Below are 16,900 nucleotides of genomic sequence, written 5' to 3' on the forward strand. Positions count from 1 at the left end.
TGAAGGCCGGTGCCGGCAGCGACAACCGCTGCCGGCACCGGCCTTCCCGCGCCTCAGCGTTCAGGCGTCGTCCGGGGCGCCGAGGCCGGTCAGGGCGCCCACCGGGTCCAGGTCGGGCGTGCCTCGGGGCCACCAGTCGTCCTGGCCCGGTTCCGACTCGTACGCGTACCACAGGCCGTCGCGGCCGAGGCGGAGCTGGACATGGCCGCGCGGGTGGGTGAGGCGGTTGCGCCAGGGGCGGAACGCCGGCAGGTCGGCGGCGAGCAGCAACGGGCGGGCCCGGTCGAAGCGGCCGGCCGGCGGGTCCCACGGCTCCTCCAGGACGGTCAGCCCCGCGAGCCCGCCCTGGCGCCAGGCGGCGACGGCACGCGCGAGGTCGGCCGGGGTGCGGTCGGCGGCCGTGGCGAGCGTGGCGTACAGAGTGCGGGTGGTGGCCGTCAGGCCGGAACCGGGGCGGGCCGCGGCGAGCCGCACCGCGTCCTGCCACAGGGTCAGCTCACCGACCGGGTCACGTCCGGTGCCGAGCAGCGCATGGGCGCGGGCGGCGGCGTCGGTCGCCAGCTGGTCCAGCGCGAAGGGGTCCGGGCCGCCGGGCGCCGCCGGATACACCGGTGGCTGTTCGGGGTGCGCGGGCGCGGGCAACGGCGGTGGCAGTGGCGGGAGTTCCCGCGGGGCGAGGGCGTCGGCGGCGCGTACGCCGGGCAGGGACCGCGGCTGCCGTTCCTGGGCGGCGCGGGCCGCGCGGGCTGCGCTGCGCCGGGACAGCGCGTCGAGCAGGTCCTTCTCACCCCGGCCGCGCAGCAGGAGCAGCACGAACGGGTCGGCGTCGAGCAGCCGTGCCGTCTGGTAGCAGAGCGCGGCCGCGTGCTTGCAGGGGTGCCCGGAGTCGGGGCAGCTGCAGCGCGGGGCGAGGTCGCCGGGGCCGGGCAGCAGGGGCACACCGCAGTCGGCGAGGGACTGGGGCAGCTCCTTGTCGAGCAGCGCGGCGATGTGGCCCGGCCGGTCGGCGGCCGCGTCCAGGAAGCGCGCCCAGTCCTCGTCCTCCAGCGTGCGGACCCGCATCTGGACCCGGTACGGGCGGGGCCGGCTGCCGCGCACGTACGCCAGCACGAGCCCCGGAGTCACGGTGATCGCGTCGACGTGCCCCTGGTCCGCGTACCCGCGTCCGCGCGCCAGCCGCTTGGGATCCAGGGCGCCCTGCTCCAGCGCCGCGACCCACGCGTTGCCCCACCAGGTCCCGGCGAACGGCGCCCCCTCGGCACCGGCCTCGCGGGGCGGGAACGCCGGGAAGGTGCGGCGCAGTTCGGTGTCACGGTGGGGGGTGGCCATGGTGGGCGGAACATGCGGGGCCGTGGCGGCAGGACCACCGCGTCCGGCTCCGGCGTCCGGGCCGGGGGCAGAACCACCGCGCCCGGCTCCGGCGTCCGGGCCGGGGGCAGAACCACCGCGCCCGGCTCCAGCGTCCGAGCCGAGGGCAGAACCACCGCGCCCGGCTCCACCGTCCGAGCCGAGGGCAGAACCACCGCACCCGGCTCCAGCGTCCGAGCCGAGGGCAGAACCACCGCACCCGGCTCCAGCGTCCGGGCCGAGGGCTCCGCCCCCAACCCCGCCGGGGCTCCGCCCCTGGTCCCCGTGGCGGGGGCCAAGGCCAGGGGGTCGGGGGGTGCCGGAGGCCGGGAGCGGGCGGCGGAAGTCGGGGGGCATCGAGGCCGGGAGCGGGCGGGAGTCGGGCGGAGCCGAGCCCGAGACCGAACGACGGGGATCAGGCGACGCCGGATCCGGAGTCCGGGGCTCGGGCCGCTCGGCCGAAGGGTGCGGCTCGGCCGGGACCGGAGAGGGTGACTCGGCACCTTCGGTGACGCCGACGGTTCCTGTCTCCTCCTCCGGGGTGTCGGACCACGCCGGCATCCGGAACGCGTTCGCCAGGTAGTGCCGCATGTCCTGAACGGCCTTGAGCCGGGCGGCCCGAGAGGCGGGGGCCGCTGCGGATGCGGAAGGGGTAGGGGGCGCCGCCGCCCGCGTCCGGGGCCGGGCGGCCTCGTCCGCCTCGGTCCGCAACGCCTCCCGCCGCGCCGCACGCAGCGCTTCCCGAGCGGCGTCGGCGGGGCGCCCGCCCGCCGGGGTGGCGGGGCGGCCCTGCGGCACGGTCGTGACCTTCTCAGGGTCCTCGTCCTGAGGCGGGGCGGTGGCGCCGGACAGCCCGGCAGCGGTGGATGGCACGGCAGCGTCGGCCGATTCCGAAGCCGCGCCCTCAGACACCCCCGATCCCGCAGAAACCGCCCTGTCGCGCACCCCCGATCCCATGGAAACCGTCCCCTCGCGGGGGCCGGACGCCGCGGAAGCCGCTCCCTCGCGCAGGCCGGACCCCGTCGGCGCCGTCTCCCGCAATGATTCCGAGGTTCCCTCGGTCCTCCCCGCCCGCTCGGCCTCGGCCCGCTCCCGCGCCGCCCGCAAGGCGCGACGGGCGGCGTCGGCGGGGCGGTGGCCGTCGGGGGCCGTCATGGGGTCCTCCGGAGGGAGACGAGGTCGGACAGCTCGCGGTCGGTCAGTTCGGTGAGCGCCGCCTCGCCGGAGCCGAGGATGGCGTCGGCCAGGGCCCGCTTGGCGGTGAGCATCTCGGCGATGCGGTCCTCGACCGTGCCCTCGGTGACCAGGCGGTGGACCTGGACGGGCTGGGTCTGGCCGATGCGGTACGCCCGGTCGGTGGCCTGTTCCTCGACCGCCGGGTTCCACCAGCGGTCGAAGTGGACGACATGGCCCGCCCGGGTGAGGTTCAGGCCGGTGCCGGCGGCCTTCAGGGACAGGACGAGGACCGGGGTCTCGCCGTCCTGGAAGCGGTCGACCATGCGCTCGCGCTCCGGGACGGGCGTGCCTCCGTGCAGCAGGTCGACCGGGATCGCGCGGGCGGAGAGGTGCGCGGTGATCAGGCGGGCCATGCCGACGTACTGGGTGAAGACGAGCGCCGAGCCGTCCTCGGCGAGCAGGGTGTCCAACAGCTCGTCCAGCAGGGCGAGTTTGCCGGAGCGGCGGGCGAGTCGGTCCGGGCGCGTCTCCTCCTTCAGGTACAGCGCCGGGTGGTCGCAGATCTGCTTCAGGGCGCCCAGCAGTTTCAGCACCAGGCCCCGGCGGGCGATGCCCTCGGCGGTCTCGATGGCCAGCATCGACTCGCGCACCACCGCCTCGTACAGCGCGGCCTGTTCGCGGGTGAGCGGCACCGGGTGGTCGGTCTCGGTCTTGGGCGGCAGTTCGGGGACGATGCCGGGGTCGGACTTCTTGCGCCGCAGGAGGAAGGGGCGGACCAGGCGGGCCAGGCGCCCCACCGCTTCCTCGTCCTCGCCGTTCTCCACCGCGCGGGCGTGCCGGGCTCGGAAGGTCTTCAGGGGGCCGAGGAGTCCGGGGGTGGTCCAGTCGAGCAGGGCCCACAGTTCGGAGAGGTTGTTCTCCACCGGGGTGCCGGTCAGTGCCACGCGCGCGGGTGACGGGATCGTACGCAGCGCCTTGGCCGTGGCGGAGTACGGGTTCTTCACGTGCTGGGCCTCGTCGGCGACGACCATGCCCCAGGGGTGGTCGGCGAGCTGTGGGGCCGCCGACCGCATCGTGCCGTACGTGGTGAGGACGAAACCGCTGTCCGGGCTGTCGAGGGTGCGGTCCGGGCCGTGGAAGCGGCGGACGGGGACGCCGGGCGCGAACCGGGTGATCTCCCGCTGCCAGTTGCCGAGCAGGGAGGCCGGGCATACCACGAGGGTCGGCTCGGGGCGGGCGCGCTTCAGATGCAGGGCGATGAGGGTGACGGTCTTGCCCAGGCCCATGTCGTCGGCGAGGCAGCCGCCGAGTCCGAGTGAGGTCATGAGGTCCAGCCAGGCCAGGCCGCGCAGTTGGTAGTCGCGCAGGGTGGCCGCCAGCCCGGCGGGCGGTTCGGCCGGGCGCAGGCCCGCGGTGAGCCGGTCACGGAGGGCGGCCAGTGCGCCGACCGGGACGGCCTCGACCCTCTCGCCGTCGACGTCGGCGGTGCCGGTGAGCGCGACGGACAGCGCGTCGACCGGGTCGAGCAGGCCCAGTTCGCGCTTGCGTGCCTTGCGGACGAGGGCCGGGTCGACCAGCACCCAGCGGTCCCGGAGCCGTACGACCGGACGGTGGGCCTCGGCGAGGGCGTCCATCTCGCCCTCGCTGAGAGGATCCCCGCCGAGTGCCAGCTGCCAGCGGAACTGGAGCAGTTCCTCGCTCTCGAAGAAGCCGGTGCCGTCGGTCGCCGAGCCGGGTGCCGGGCGGACCACGGCGGCGGCGGTGAGATCCCGGGCGAGGTCGCGGGGCCAGTGCACGGCGACCCCGGCGGCGGCCAGCCGGGTGGCGGCCACGCCGAGCAGTTCGCCCAGTTCCTCCTCGGACAGGGCGAGGACGTCCGGCACATCCTGCTCGGCCAGCCGGTCCAGCGGGGGCCACACGCGGGCCGCACGCCGTACCGCGAGGGCGGCGTCCACCCGCGCGCGGGGCCCGAACGCCGTGTCGGCCTCCCCCGCCCACAGGGCTGCCGCATCGGCCACCAGGGTCGGGTCGGCGAGGCTGTGCACCTGCACGATGGCCGCCCCGGCGGCGCGGGCGCCGTCGGCCGCACCCGCGTCGAAGACGTCGTACGCGGACAGGTGCAGGCGGAGCGAGATCCGCACCCCGGCGTCCATGCCGGCGGCGACCTCGGCCGCCCACGCATGGGCCTGCGGCAGGGCCACGGGCTCGCGGGCGGCGAAGGGCCGTCCGGAGGTGTACGGGGCGGCGGGGGTGCGGGGCAGGGTGTCGGCGACCGCGTCCAGGAAGGAGCGGATCAGGGCCTCCGGCTGGGGCAGCCGGAGCGGGCCGGGGTCCGGGAGCGGCACCGCGTGTCCCTCCGGGGGCAGAGCCGCGGCGACCGCGCACAGGTGGGCGATGTCGTCGGGCTCCAGCGGGCCGGTCCGCCAGGCGTCCTGGCCGGCCGGGGTCAGGCCCGGCAGCAGCCGGCCGCGGGCGATCAGCCGCAGCGCGTGCAGTGCGGCGGCGCCCCAGCAGGCCGTGGCCGGATGGGCGGCCGGGTCGCGGCGGGCCCGGACCAGCAGCGGCAGGGCCTCGGTGAGCGGCAGGGTCAGCGCGGGCACCTGCCGGCGGCGGACGGTGGCCCCGTGGCGTCGTACGACCGTCAGCTCGTCGGTGTCGCCGTGGGCTTCGGCGGGCAGGGGGCCGCCGTCGGGGTCCCAGAAGGCGATGCGGCCCTCGCGTGGGAGGGGCGCGGGCAGGTAGACGGACGCGAGGCGCGCCGGGACCGGGTTCCCGCCCTGCGCGGAGCCTCCCGTGCGCCCGGCCACCGCTGCCGTGCCGCCGCCGCTCATGGTCCTGCCACCTCCCGCCCCGTGTGTCGGATCAGCTGTCTTCGACTCTACGGGCGGGGTCTGACAATCAGGCCCGGGACCGGCCGTGACCTGCGCTGACGGGACCGGTTACGGGACCGTGCGGGAGACGACGTAGACCATCGGGTTGTTCGGGTCGGACATGTTCACGATCACGTCCTGGGTGGGCGCCGGGTTCTTCTGCCTGTGCGTGAGTCCCCACCAGGGGCCGGGGCCGGTGAAGTTCCAGCCGCTGACCTTCTGGTCGCGGGCGCTGATGGTGATGTCGCCCTTCTTCAGCTCGTCGCGGCGGGTGCCGGTGGTCTGCAGGAAGCTGTCCAGGCCGGCCGCGTTGGTGCGGAACTGCACGTAGAGGCGGCTGGTCTTCCAGTTGTTCGTCTCGTAGGAGGCGACGGCGTCGGCGGGGTGCGGGACGGCCACCTGGTACAGGCGTCGCTGCACCTGCGAGGGCAGGCCCTCGGTGAGGCCGGTCGCCGAGTACTTCGCCTCCTTGTCCTTGCCGCTGTTGCGGCTCTGGTTGGCGGAGATCACCAGGTAGCCGGCCGGGACGCCGATGAGCAGGCCGATGATCAGCAGGGTGAGCGCCCGGCGCCTGGCCTTGTGCCGGGAGTCCTCGGCGGGCCGGCGCGGCTCGTCCGGCGGGGCGGCCTGGCGGGGCAGGGAGGCGGTCATGCGGTGTCCCGGTCGTGGCGGGTCTGGGCGTACCGCTCGTAGCGCTCGTACCGTTCCACCCGGCGGCGCTTGGCCCGGCGGAACCGGCGGGCGACCAGCCGGGCCAGGTCGGCTGCGCCCACCATGCCGGCCTCGGGGCCGAGCTGGGCGCGGGTGATGCGGGCCTCGGGGCGGTAGCCGCGGCCGGTGAGATGGCGTTTGAAGGCGTCCCGGGCCGGGCCGATGAGCAGGTCGTCGGCGGCCGAGACCCCGCCGCCGATGACGAAGCAGGACGGGTCGAGGGCGGCGGCGAGGTTGGCGATGCCGACGCCGAGCCACTGGCCGATGTCCTGGAGCAGCTCGACGCACATGGCGTCGCCCTCACGGGCCAGCTCGGTGATCATCGGGCCGGTGATGTCGTCGACGTTGCCCTTGACGTGCTCGATGATCCCGTACGCCACCGGGGAGTCGGCGGCGGCCAGCTCCTTGGCCTCGCGGACGAGCGCGTTGCCTGAGCTGTACTGCTCCCAGCAGCCGCGGTTGCCGCACGGGCAGCGGTGCCCGCCGGGCACGACCTGCATATGACCGAATTCACCGGCGACGCCGTACTTGCCCCGCTTGACCTGGCCGTCCTCCAGGATGGCGCCGCCGATGCCGGTGCCGAGGGTGATCATGACGAGGTGGTCCTCGCCCCGGCCGGCGCCGAAGCGCCACTCCGCCCAGGCGGCGGTGTTGGCGTCGTTGTCCACGAGGACCGGCACGGACAGGCGGCCGCTCAGACGGTCGCGCAGCGGTTCGTTGCGCCAGGACAGGTGGGGTGCGAACAGGACGCGGTTGCGGTCGGCGTCGACCCAGCCGGCGGCGCCGATGCCGACCGCGTGCACGTCGTGCCGGTCGGACAGGTCCAGGACCAGTTCGACGATGGTGTCCTCGACGACCTTGGGGCTCTTGGACTTGTCCGGGGTCTCCGCGCGGAGCTTCTCCAGGATGTTGCCGTCGGCGTCCACGACGCCCGCCATGACCTTGGTGCCGCCGATGTCGATGCCCACCGTGGGCACGCGGGGTGCGGTCAGGTGGGACCGGCGCTCGCGCGTGCCGACGGTTCGCAGGACCGGGGCTCGGCGGGAGCCGATGGGGGCGGTGAGGTCGCGGTAGGTGCTCATCGCGCTCGATTCTGCCTCACCATGGGTAAGGCTGTTGTACGAGCGAGGGCAGGGGGCGCGCGGGCATCGCCGTCCGCGGCGTGCGTCGTGGTTGCTCGCGCGCCGCGGAGCCGCTGATCGATGCGGCCCCGTGCCCCTTAACTACGCTGCAGTTCGTGGCGTAGAGCATCCAGGTCGGACCCGCCGGCCATCTGCTGGGTCAGTTCGTCCAGGCTGATCTCGTCCCGTGTGTAATTGCCCACCATCGTGCCCCTGCGCAGAAGCACGAACCTGTCCCCCACCAGATACGCGTGATGCGGGTTGTGGGTGATCAAGACAACTCCCAGGCCCTCGTCCCGTGCCGCGGCCACATATTTGAGGACCACACCGGACTGCTTCACCCCCAGTGCCGCCGTCGGCTCGTCCAGGACCAGGACCTTCGCGCCGAAGTGGACGGCCCGGGCGATCGCCACGCACTGGCGTTCACCGCCGGAGAGGGTGCCGATGGGCTGGTCGACGTCCCTCAGGTCGATGCCCATCCGGAGCAGCGCCTCACGGGTGGTGCGGCGCATGAGGTCGGTGTCCAGGCGTTTGAAGGGGCCGACGCCCTTGCGGGGCTCGGAGCCGAGGAAGAAGTTGCGCCAGACCGGCATGAGGGGGACCACCGCCAGGTCCTGGTAGACCGTGGCGATACCGCGGTCCAGGGCCTCGCGCGGGGAGGAGAGGGTCGTCTCCTCACCCTCGATGCGCAGCGTGCCGCCGTCGTGCGCGTGCAGGCCCGCGATGATCTTGATCAGGGTGGACTTGCCGGCCCCGTTGTCGCCGAGGACGCAGGTGATCTCACCGGGGTCGACCTCCAGCGAGACGCCTTCGAGGGCACGCACGGTGCCGTAGTGCTTGCTGACGCCGGCCAGCTCGACGAGGGTCACTTGTTGGCCTCCGCGCGCTTCTTGACCCAGGCGTTGAGCAGGGTCGCGAGGAGCAGCATCGCTCCGAGGAAGAACTTGAACCAGTCGGGATTCCATTCGGCGAAGACGATGCCCTTGCTCGTCATGCCGAAGAGGAGGGCGCCCACGGCGGAGCCGATCGCGCTGCCGTAGCCGCCGGTGATCAGGCAGCCGCCGATGACGGCCGCGATGATGTAGATCAGCTCGTTGCCGACGCCCTCGCCGGACTGGACGGCGTCGAAGGAGAAGAGCAGGTGCTGGCCGGAGATCCAGGCGCCGAACGCCACGCCCATATAGAGGCCGATCTTGGTCTTGGCCACCGGGACGCCGACCGCGCGGGCCGCGTCCTCGTTGCCGCCGACGGCGAAGATCCAGTTGCCCGCGCGGGTGCGCAGCAGGATCCAGGAGGCGAGGGCGACCAGGCCCAGCCACCACAGGATCGTGACCTTGAAGTCGACGCCGCCGACGGTGAGCGTCGAGGCGAAGAGGGCGCGGGCGGAGGGGAAGCCCTCCATGTCCCCGATGGTCTTCGTCGACACGGTGCCGTCGATCAGCTTGGTGAAGCCCAGGTTCATGCCGGTGAGCATCAGGAAGGTGCCGAGCGTGACGATGAAGCTGGGCAGCCTGGTGCGGGTGAGCATGAAGCCGTTGAACGCGCCGACGGCCAGGGTGGCCAGGAGCGAGACGCCTACGCCGACCCAGGTGTTGGCGGTCATCTGGTAGCTGAACATCGACGAGATCAGCGCGGAGGACGTGACCAGGACGCCCGCCGAGAGGTCGAACTCGCCGCCGATCATCAGCAGGGCCACCGGTACGGCCATGATGCCGATGGTCGAGGAGGCGTACAGGACCGTGCTGAGGCTGGCGGCGCGCAGGAACCCGTCGGCGGCGCAGGCGAAGAAGACGAAGACGGCGAGCGCGCCGACGACCGAGCCCAGTTCGGGGCGGGAGAGCAGCTTCTTCAGCGGAGAGGTCTGCAGAATCCTTTCATCAGTGGCCGCGCTCATCGGGTGCCCCGCTCGGTGTACTCGGCCAGCGCGGCGGCCTGGTCCTTGGTGATGATCTGCGGGCCGGTGAGGACCGGCTTGCCGCCGCCGAGGACGTCGCCGTTGTACTTGTAGGCCCACAGCAGGTCGACCGCCTCGTAGCCCTGGAGGTACGGCTGCTGGTCCACGGCGAAGCCGAGGGTGCCGTTCTTCAGCTCGGCGGCGACCTGGGCGTTGAGGTCGAAGGTGTCGATCTCGGCCTTGCTGCCCGCGTCCGCCTTGGCCTTCACTGCGGTGTCGGCGTAGGGCGCGCCGAGGGTGACGACGGAGTCGATCGAGCTGTCGGCCTGGAGCTTGGCCTCGATGGCGGACTGGACGTCGGGCATGTCGGTGCCGTTGACGTAGAGCTTCTGCAGGGTGCCGTGGAAGGTCTTGGCGACGCCGTCGCAGCGCTGCTCATGGCCGACGTTGCCCTGCTCGTGCAGCACGCACAGGGCCTTCTTCCGGCCGCGCTTGGTCAGTTCGTCGCCGACGGCCTCGCCCGCGATGGTCTCGTCCTGGCCGATGTGGGTGAGGGCGCCGAAGGCCTTGGACTCCTCGGAGCCGGAGTTCACCGTGATGACCGGGATGCCGGCCTTCTCGGCACGGGCCACGGCGGCCTTCATGGCGTCGGGCTTGGCGAGGGTGACGATGATGCCGTCGACCTTCTTGTCCACGGCCGCGTCCACGAGCTGCGCCTGCTGCTGGGCCTGGTCGTCGTGCGAGTACAGGAAGTTGATGTTGTCCTTGACGGCGGCCTGCTTGGCGCCGCTCTGCACGATGTCCCAGAAGGTGTCGCCGTCTCCCGAGTGGGTGATCATCGCCAAGGTCCAGCGCGGGGTGTTCACCGCCGCCCTCCCCTGGGCCGCGGCGGCCTTGCGGGCGTCCTCGGCCCGCTTGCCTCCGGTGCTGCTGCACGCCCCCAGGGACAGCGAAAGTGCCCCTGTCACCGCGATGACCGCCCAAGTCCGAAACCGTGCCACGAGGCAGTGCCCCTTCTTGCCGTGTGCGTACGTGCGGAAGGGGCCGGTGATCAGCTCAGCGGCCCCAAACGCTCCAGTATCGAACACGGGTGACACTCATGACACAGCCGGGGAACACCTGCCCGTTCGCTTGTCCGGACATTGCGACGAACCCGGGGCCGCGGTCAGGGCCGGACCAGCAGCTGGAACTCGAAGGAGTAGCGCGTCGGCCGGTAGGTGTGGTCGCCGAACTCGACCGCGCGGCCGGTGTCGTCGAACGTGGTGCGCTGCATGGTCAGCAGCGGGGCGCCCTCGGTCTCGCCGAGCCGCTCGGCCTCGGCGGCCGTGGCGCCCCGGGCGCCGATGGACTGGCGGGCGCTGTGCAGGGTGATCCCGGCCGAGCGCATCAGCCGGTACAGGCCGGTGGCCTCCAGCTGGCCGGTGTCCAGGTCGAGCAGACCGGGCGGGAGGTGGTTGACGAGGTACGCCATCGGCTCGCCGTGCGCGAGGCGCAGCCGCTCGACGCGGTGCACGTCGCTGCCCTCGGGGACGCCGAGCGCGGCGGCGACCTCGGCGGAGGCCGGTACGACGGTGTTGACCAGGACCTTGGTCGCGGGGCGCTGACCGGCCGCCTCCAGGTCGTCGTAGAGGCTGCTCAGCTCCAGCGGGCGCTTGACCTGGCTGTGCACCACCTGGGTGCCGACGCCGCGGCGGCGCACGAGGAGCCCCTTGTCGACCAGGGACTGGATGGCCTGGCGGACGGTCGGCCGGGACAGACCGAGCCGCGCGGCCAGCTCGATCTCGTTGCCCAGCAGGCTGCCCGGGGTGAGGGTGCCGTGCTCGATGGCGGCCTCCAGCTGCTGGGAGAGCTGGAAGTACAACGGCACCGGGGAGTTACGGTCCACGCGGAGGTCGAGCGACACGGTCGGGTCCACATCTGGTTTCGGCACGGGCCCGAGCGTAGTCCCGTGATCGGTTGACGGGAAGTTGTGTAGTCCGATTGTCCGGACATACACATTGACAGCGTACGGGCTCCGCCCTCACTTTGTTTCCATGCGCATCGGGGTCATCGGTACGGGCCGCATCGGCACCCTTCACGCGAGAACGCTCAGCCGTCACCGCGAGGTCGGATCGCTGATCCTGACGGACGTGGATCCGGCGCGGGCGCAGGGGCTGGCACACCGGCTGGGCGAGACGGTGGCACCGGGGGTGGACGAGATCTTCAAGTGGGGCGTGGACGCGGTGGTGATCACCACGGCGACATCGGCCCACGCCGAACTGATCGGCCGGGCGGCGCGCTCGGGCCTGCCGGTCTTCTGCGAGAAGCCGATCGCGCTCGACCTGCCGGGCACGCTGCAGGCGCTCGCCGAGGTGGAGACGGCGGGAACCATCCTGCAGATGGGGTTCCAGCGGCGCTTCGACGCGGGATACGCCGGTGCCCGCGAGGCCGTCCGCTCGGGACGGCTCGGCCGGCTGCACACCGTCCGCGCGATGACCTGCGACCAGTCCCCTCCCCCGGCCGGCTGGCTGCCGCTGTCCGGCGGGCTGTTCCGGGACACGCTGATCCACGACTTCGACGTGCTGCGCTGGGTGACGGGACGTGAGGTGGCCGATGTGTACGCCACCGGGTCCGACGCCGGGCCCGCGATGTTCCGCGAGGCCGGTGACGTCGGCACGGGCGCGGCACTGCTCACGCTGGACGACGGCACGCTCGCCACGGCCACGGCGACCCGGCTGAACGGCGCCGGGTACGACGTGCGCATGGAGCTGGCCGGGGAGCGGGACACGGTCGTGGTGGGCCTGGACGACCGTACGCCGCTCGCGTCCACCGAGCCGACCGGGCCACCGCCCGCGGACAAGCCGTGGCCCGGCTTCCTGGAGCGGTTCGGGCCCGCGTACGAGGCCGAGCTGAACGCCTTCGTGGACGTGATCCGCGGCGAGCGCCCCAACCCGTGCGACGGCCACGAGGCCCTGCAGGCCCTCCGCGTGGCCGAGGCCTGCGAACGCTCCCGCCGCGAGCACCGGCCGGTCCCGCTCGCCGAGATCCCCAACGCAACGCGGGCCTCGTACGGCTGAGCCCGCCGACGGTCACCGGTCGAGCGCCGGCGACGCGGCAAGGACCAACACCGAAGGCTCGGCCGCACGGCCAGTCCCACCGCCACGGCACGCGGCCCCGCGACACCGTCCGGGCCGGCGCCGTGGACGACCCGGGAGCCGGGCGGCCCGAGCGGCCGGGTGCCGCGACGAGCCGCCCCGGCTCAGCGCAGCGTGCGGCCCGGTTCGAGCGGCCCGTGCGACGGTCCAGGTCCCGCAGGCCCCACCGCCAGGGCAGGGCGGAGACCGCCGGGCAGGCTCACCGCCACCGGTAGACAGGCGGCCGGATACCGCGACGGGCCAACCCTCGCCGGCCGCACGAGCGGCCAGGTGCCGCGACGAGCCGCCCCGGCTCAGCGCGGCATGCGGCCCGGTTCGACCAACCCGTACGGCTGCCCAGCTACCACAGGCGACCCGACCGCCCTGGACCTCCCACAGCTGGCCCAACTCCCCTGAGCCGGGCGGAGGGCGCGCGGACAGGCTCACCGCCGCCGGCGGCACGAGCGGCCGGGTGACGCGACGAGCCGCCCCACCTCAGCGCGGCGTACGACCCGGTTCGACCGACCCGTACGGCTGCCCGGATACCACAGGCGACCCGACCGCCCTGGACCTCCCACAGGTGGGCCAACCGGCCCCTGGGCCTCCCGTAAGTGAACCAACCGGCCCTGGGCCGGGTGGAGTCGGGTGGATGCCGAGGGCTACCAGCGCACCGGCAGGCTGCGGACGCCTCTCATCAGCAGGCCCGGGAGCCATTCGCCGGGTGGGCCGTCGAGGGTCAGGGCGGGGGCGCGGCGCAGCAGGGTACCGATGGCCGTGCGGCCCTCCAGGCGGGCCAGGGGTGCGCCCAGGCAGTAGTGGATGCCGTGGCCGAAGGCGAGGTGGCCGCGCGGGTCGCGGCGGATGTCGAAGCGGTCCGGTTCGGCATAGCGGGCGCCGTCGCGCTGGGCTGCGGTGAGGCTGATCACCACATGCGCGCCCTTCTCGATGGCCACGCCGGCGATCTCCAGGGGCTCGGCGGCGAACCGGTAGGTGGCGCTCTGCACCGGGCCCTCGTAGCGCAGCATCTCCTCGACGGCACCGTCCAGGAGGCTCATGTCGGCGCGCAGGGCGGCGAGTTGGGCGGGATGGGTCAGGAGGGTGTGGACGCCGTTCCCGATGAGGTTGACGGTGGTCTCATGGCCTGCGATCAGCAGCAGGAAGGCCATGCCGCGCAGTTCCTGCGCGGAGAGCCGGTCGCCGTCCTCGGCGGTGGTGCGGATCAGATCGCTGAGCAGGTCGTCGGTGGGGCCGGAGCGGCGCTTGTCCTCGATCAGCTCGGTGAGGTACTCGCCGAGGCGGACGACCGCGGCGTGTCCCGTCTGCTCGTTGGTCGGCGCGACCACCTCCGTGGACGTCTTGCGGAACTCCTCGCGGTCCATGCCCGGGACGCCGAGGAGTTCGCAGATGACGGTGATGGGCAGCGGGTAGGCGAGGGACGCGATGAGGTCGGCGCGGCCGGCCGGGAGCATCTCGTCCAGCAGTTCGTCGGTGATCTGCTGGATCCGCGGGCGCAGTTGCTCCACCCGGCGCATCGTGAACGCGCGCGTGACGAGGCCGCGCAGGCGGGTGTGCTGGGGCGGATCGGTGGCCAGCAGATGTCTGCCGATCATCTCCTGGTCCCTGACGGTCACGCCGATCTTGCTGGTGTCCTTGGCCAGCCGGGTGTCGGCGAGGGCCGCCCGCGCCTCCTCGTACCCGACGACCAGCCAGGCCGTGTCCTCCCAGCCCGGCAGCCGGACGGAGTGGACGGCGCCCTGCTCGCGCAGCCGCGCGTACACCGGATGAGGATCCGCGCGCAGCGCCTCCCCCAACTCCCCCAGATCGACCACGCGTTGCCCGTCCACCGCTCCCCTTCCGAACTCCCCCGAGGCATGTCCGGGCGCCTCCCGGTACACGGACAACGCACGGCGCGCGGGCTTAGTGCCCGTCGTCCTCGAGGAGTCCGGCGTCGTACGCCAGCAGCGCGATCTGCACGCGGTTGTCGAGGCCGAGTTTGGCGAGGATGCGGGAGACGTGCGTCTTGACCGTGGCCACGCTCATGAACAGCTCGGCGGCGATCGCCGCGTTGGCGAGGCCGCGCCCGACGGCGACGGCCACCTCCCGTTCGCGGTCGTTGAGGTCGGCGAGCCGCGCGCGGGCGCGTGCCTGGCGTGCGTCGGCGGCGCTGCCGGCCGCGTGCCGCATCAGCTGCCGGGTGACGGCGGGCGACAGCACCGGGTCGCCGGCCGCGACCCGGCGCACGGCGTCGACGATCTCGGCGGGCGGGGTGTCCTTCAGCACGAACCCTGCGGCTCCCGCGCGCAGCGCGTGCAGCACCTGCTCGTCGGCGTGGAAGGTGGTGAGCACCACGACCTGCGGGGCTTCGGCCCGCGCGCGCAGCCGCTCGGTCGCGGTGAGTCCGTCCACCGAGGGCATCCGGATGTCCATGAGGACGACGTCCGGCCGGGTGCGCGCGACGAGTTCCTCGGCCTGGGCGCCGTCGGCGGCCTCCCCGACGATCTCGATGTCCTCGGCCCCGCCGATCATCAGGGCCAGTCCGGCCCGGACGAGCGGGTCGTCGTCGACGAGGAGGAGTCTGATCGGCTTCATGGGCCTTACGTAATCACGGTGCGGGCGGCGTGTGGGCGTCCTATCGGCGTACGACGCGGTCGTCAGCGCGTCGGTCCAGTCGGTCCAGTCCGTCCAGTCGGTCCGGCTCCTCCGGTCTAACCGGCCTATCCGGCCTATCCGGTATGCGCCCACGGCAGCCACGCCCGTACTTCGAATCCCGCGTCCGCGGTGGTGCCGTGTTCCAGTCGGCCACCGGTGAGGGCAGCGCGTTCGGTGAGGCCGATCAGGCCCTGGCCGGAGCCGGGGACGGGCGTGGGCTCGTGGCTGGGCGGCGGGTTGGTGACCGTGAGGGTGAGGCCGTCGCCGGGGCTGCCGGTGAGGAGCAGGGTGACCTCGGCGCCGGGGGCGTGTTTGCGGGCGTTGGTCAGGGCCTCCTGGGCGATGCGGTAGGCGGTGCGGCCGACGGAGGCGGGAACGGCGGCCGGGTCGGCGACGCGGTGGTCCAGGCTCACCTTCATGCCCGCCCCGCGGCATTCGGTGACGAGGGCGTCCAGCGCGGCCAGGGTCGGCTGGCGCCGTTCGCCGGCCGCGTCGTCGGACTCGCCGGCCCGCAGGACGCCGATGATCTCCCGCAGGTCCTCGAGTGCCTCGTGGGCGCTCTCCCGGATCACTCCGGCGGCCCGGGCGATCTCCTCGCGCGGCGCGTCCGGCCGGAACTCCAGGGCGCCCGCGTGCACGCTGAGCAGGGTGAGCCGGTGGGCGAGGACATCGTGCATCTCGCGGGCGATGGCCTCGCGGGCGAGCCGCTGCGCCTGCTCGGCCCGCAGCCGCGCCTCGGTCTCCGCACGGCGGGCCCGCTCGCGCAGGCTCAGCATCAGCAGCCGCTTGAAGCGTACGAACATGCCCCAGCCGATGACGGAGACGGCGAGCAGCACGGCGAACACGACGGATCCCGCGAACGGCAGATCGGGGTCCGGGCGCAGCCAGTAGTAGAGGGGTACGAGGGCGAGGTCGACACCGCCGATCCAGGCGACGTAGCGGAAGGGCCGGTGTACGGCGAGGGTGAACAGGGCGACCATGCCGGCGCCGCCCGCGGTGGAGGACACGAAGCCGACGGGGACCATCGCCGCGGCGAGGCCGACCGGCCAGCGGCGGCGCAGCCAGACGGTGCCGCAGGACAGGGCGCCGAGCAGTACGTCGACGACGGCGAGGCTCCGGGGCGCGTGGTGTTGCCGGAGCAGGACGGCGGCGGCCGCCAGGAACACGAACACGGCCAGCAGGAAGCAGCAGGTGTCGACGACCCAGTCCCGTGCGGTGCGCCGGGGTGGCCGGCCGTAGGGGTCGGAGTCGGGGTCGAGCCCGTGCAACAGGGCCGAGGGCAGCATCCAGCGGCGCAGACCCGCTCCGCGCGCCGTCGTGTGGCCAAGCCCGTTGTCTGTCACGGTCGACAAATCTACGCAGGGCGCGAGGCGCCGGCCGCATGGTGCGCACGATCGGCTACCAAAGTCGCGGCCTCATGGACTTTCGGCGGCACACAGAGGCTCCCCCTCGGGCACCCGAGGACAGCGGGCCGCCGGGATGGTTTCCGGCGGCCCGCTGGTGGTGCCGTGCCGCTGCGCCGCCCGCGGTCCCTGCGTGGGGGAAGGCCGCGGGCGGGGCGTGCGGGGCGTGCGTCTCGCGCTGTTCCTTCAGGTCCTGCCGACCGGATTTCAGCAGCCGAAGTCGATCAGGTCGAACGTGGCGTAGTGGTCGGAGGTGTAGTAGTCCTCCTGGGACTGCTCGCCGGTGACGATGCGCCGGGCACCGCGCGTGGGGGAGCCGGGCGTGACCACCGTGTACTCGTGGTAGTAGCCGGAGGACTCACGGGGCAGGACGCCTTCGCGGTTGGTGAAGACGGTGCCGTCCTGCGAGTACGGGTACGGGCCGCCCTTGGCGATCAGGTCCAGGGTGTCGTGGGCCTGCGACGGCAGAGCGTTGTAACAGATGCTGCCGACCGAGTCGGCTGCGGCGTTCGCCGTGGTGGCGGAGACGGTGCCGCCGACGAGAAGGGCGGACAGGAGCGCGGCTGAGGCGCCGATGCGAGTGGCGCGTGGGGGGAATCTCATGCCCTCATGATGA

12 protein-coding genes and 1 pseudogene are annotated in these 16,900 nt (G+C 73.4%); 1 reads left to right on the forward strand and 12 read right to left on the reverse strand.

Translation table 11 applies throughout. From position 1 onward, the window contains the following. Positions 1-60: 60 nt before the first annotated feature. From BFF78_RS50095 to BFF78_RS09920, 8 genes and pseudogenes are all read right to left on the reverse strand, one after another. Positions 61-1,395, reverse strand: a pseudogene (locus BFF78_RS50095) (SWIM zinc finger family protein); the annotation flags it as partial. 1,103 nt (positions 1,396-2,498) lie between these two features. Continuing rightward, on the reverse strand, positions 2,499-5,354 hold the full coding sequence (locus tag BFF78_RS09890) for a DEAD/DEAH box helicase (RefSeq protein WP_069777950.1): 2,856 nt from the start codon (positions 5,352-5,354) through the stop codon (positions 2,499-2,501). Between the two features lie 108 nt (positions 5,355-5,462). Beyond that, positions 5,463-6,044 (reverse strand): sugar kinase, encoded by a 582-nt coding sequence (locus tag BFF78_RS09895; RefSeq protein WP_069777951.1) that lies wholly within the window; start codon positions 6,042-6,044, stop codon positions 5,463-5,465. Then, the gene (locus BFF78_RS09900; RefSeq protein ID WP_069777952.1) at positions 6,041-7,186 is read right to left on the reverse strand and encodes an ROK family glucokinase; all 1,146 of its coding nucleotides are present in this window, start codon (positions 7,184-7,186) and stop codon (positions 6,041-6,043) included. The genes BFF78_RS09895 and BFF78_RS09900 overlap by 4 nt, the downstream gene beginning before the upstream one ends. A gap of 137 nt (positions 7,187-7,323) precedes the next feature. Continuing rightward, positions 7,324-8,094: an ATP-binding cassette domain-containing protein gene (locus BFF78_RS09905; protein WP_069777953.1), complete on the reverse strand. Its 771-nt coding sequence runs from the start codon at positions 8,092-8,094 to the stop codon at positions 7,324-7,326. Next, entirely contained in the window at positions 8,091-9,119 is a 1,029-nt protein-coding gene (locus BFF78_RS09910) for an ABC transporter permease (protein WP_069777954.1), read from the reverse strand. Before BFF78_RS09910 ends, BFF78_RS09905 begins: the two co-directional genes overlap by 4 nt. Beyond that, complete coding sequence (locus BFF78_RS09915) at positions 9,116-10,120, reverse strand: sugar ABC transporter substrate-binding protein (protein WP_069783501.1); 1,005 nt, start codon at positions 10,118-10,120, stop codon at positions 9,116-9,118. The genes BFF78_RS09910 and BFF78_RS09915 overlap by 4 nt, the downstream gene beginning before the upstream one ends. 164 nt (positions 10,121-10,284) lie before the next feature. Continuing rightward, complete coding sequence (locus BFF78_RS09920; RefSeq protein ID WP_099054842.1) at positions 10,285-11,022, reverse strand: GntR family transcriptional regulator; 738 nt, start codon at positions 11,020-11,022, stop codon at positions 10,285-10,287. Positions 11,023-11,152: 130 nt separating this feature from the next. On the opposite strand from BFF78_RS09920, the gene BFF78_RS09925 reads away from it, so the two are divergent. Then, positions 11,153-12,175, forward strand: coding sequence for a Gfo/Idh/MocA family protein (locus BFF78_RS09925; RefSeq protein WP_069777956.1), 1,023 nt, complete (start codon positions 11,153-11,155; stop codon positions 12,173-12,175). Positions 12,176-12,891: 716 nt separating this feature from the next. On the opposite strand, the gene BFF78_RS09930 is transcribed toward BFF78_RS09925, so the two are convergent. The 4 genes from BFF78_RS09930 to BFF78_RS09945 all read right to left on the reverse strand — a co-directional run bounded on the left by BFF78_RS09930 (position 12,892) and on the right by BFF78_RS09945 (position 16,887). Continuing rightward, entirely contained in the window at positions 12,892-14,061 is a 1,170-nt protein-coding gene (locus BFF78_RS09930; RefSeq protein WP_069777957.1) for a cytochrome P450 family protein, read from the reverse strand. 88 nt (positions 14,062-14,149) lie between these two features. Then, positions 14,150-14,821, reverse strand: a complete 672-nt coding sequence (locus BFF78_RS09935; RefSeq protein ID WP_069777958.1) for a response regulator transcription factor — start codon at positions 14,819-14,821, stop codon at positions 14,150-14,152. 134 nt (positions 14,822-14,955) lie between these two features. Next, entirely contained in the window at positions 14,956-16,167 is a 1,212-nt protein-coding gene (locus tag BFF78_RS09940) for a sensor histidine kinase (RefSeq protein WP_069777959.1), read from the reverse strand. A 324-nt stretch (positions 16,168-16,491) separates the two neighbouring features. Then, the gene (locus tag BFF78_RS09945; protein ID WP_069777960.1) at positions 16,492-16,887 is read right to left on the reverse strand and encodes a ribonuclease domain-containing protein; all 396 of its coding nucleotides are present in this window, start codon (positions 16,885-16,887) and stop codon (positions 16,492-16,494) included. Between the last annotated feature and the right edge of the window lie 13 nt (positions 16,888-16,900).

It is taken from the genome of Streptomyces fodineus (assembly GCF_001735805.1).
Taxonomy (GTDB): Bacteria; Actinomycetota; Actinomycetes; order Streptomycetales; family Streptomycetaceae; genus Streptomyces; species Streptomyces fodineus.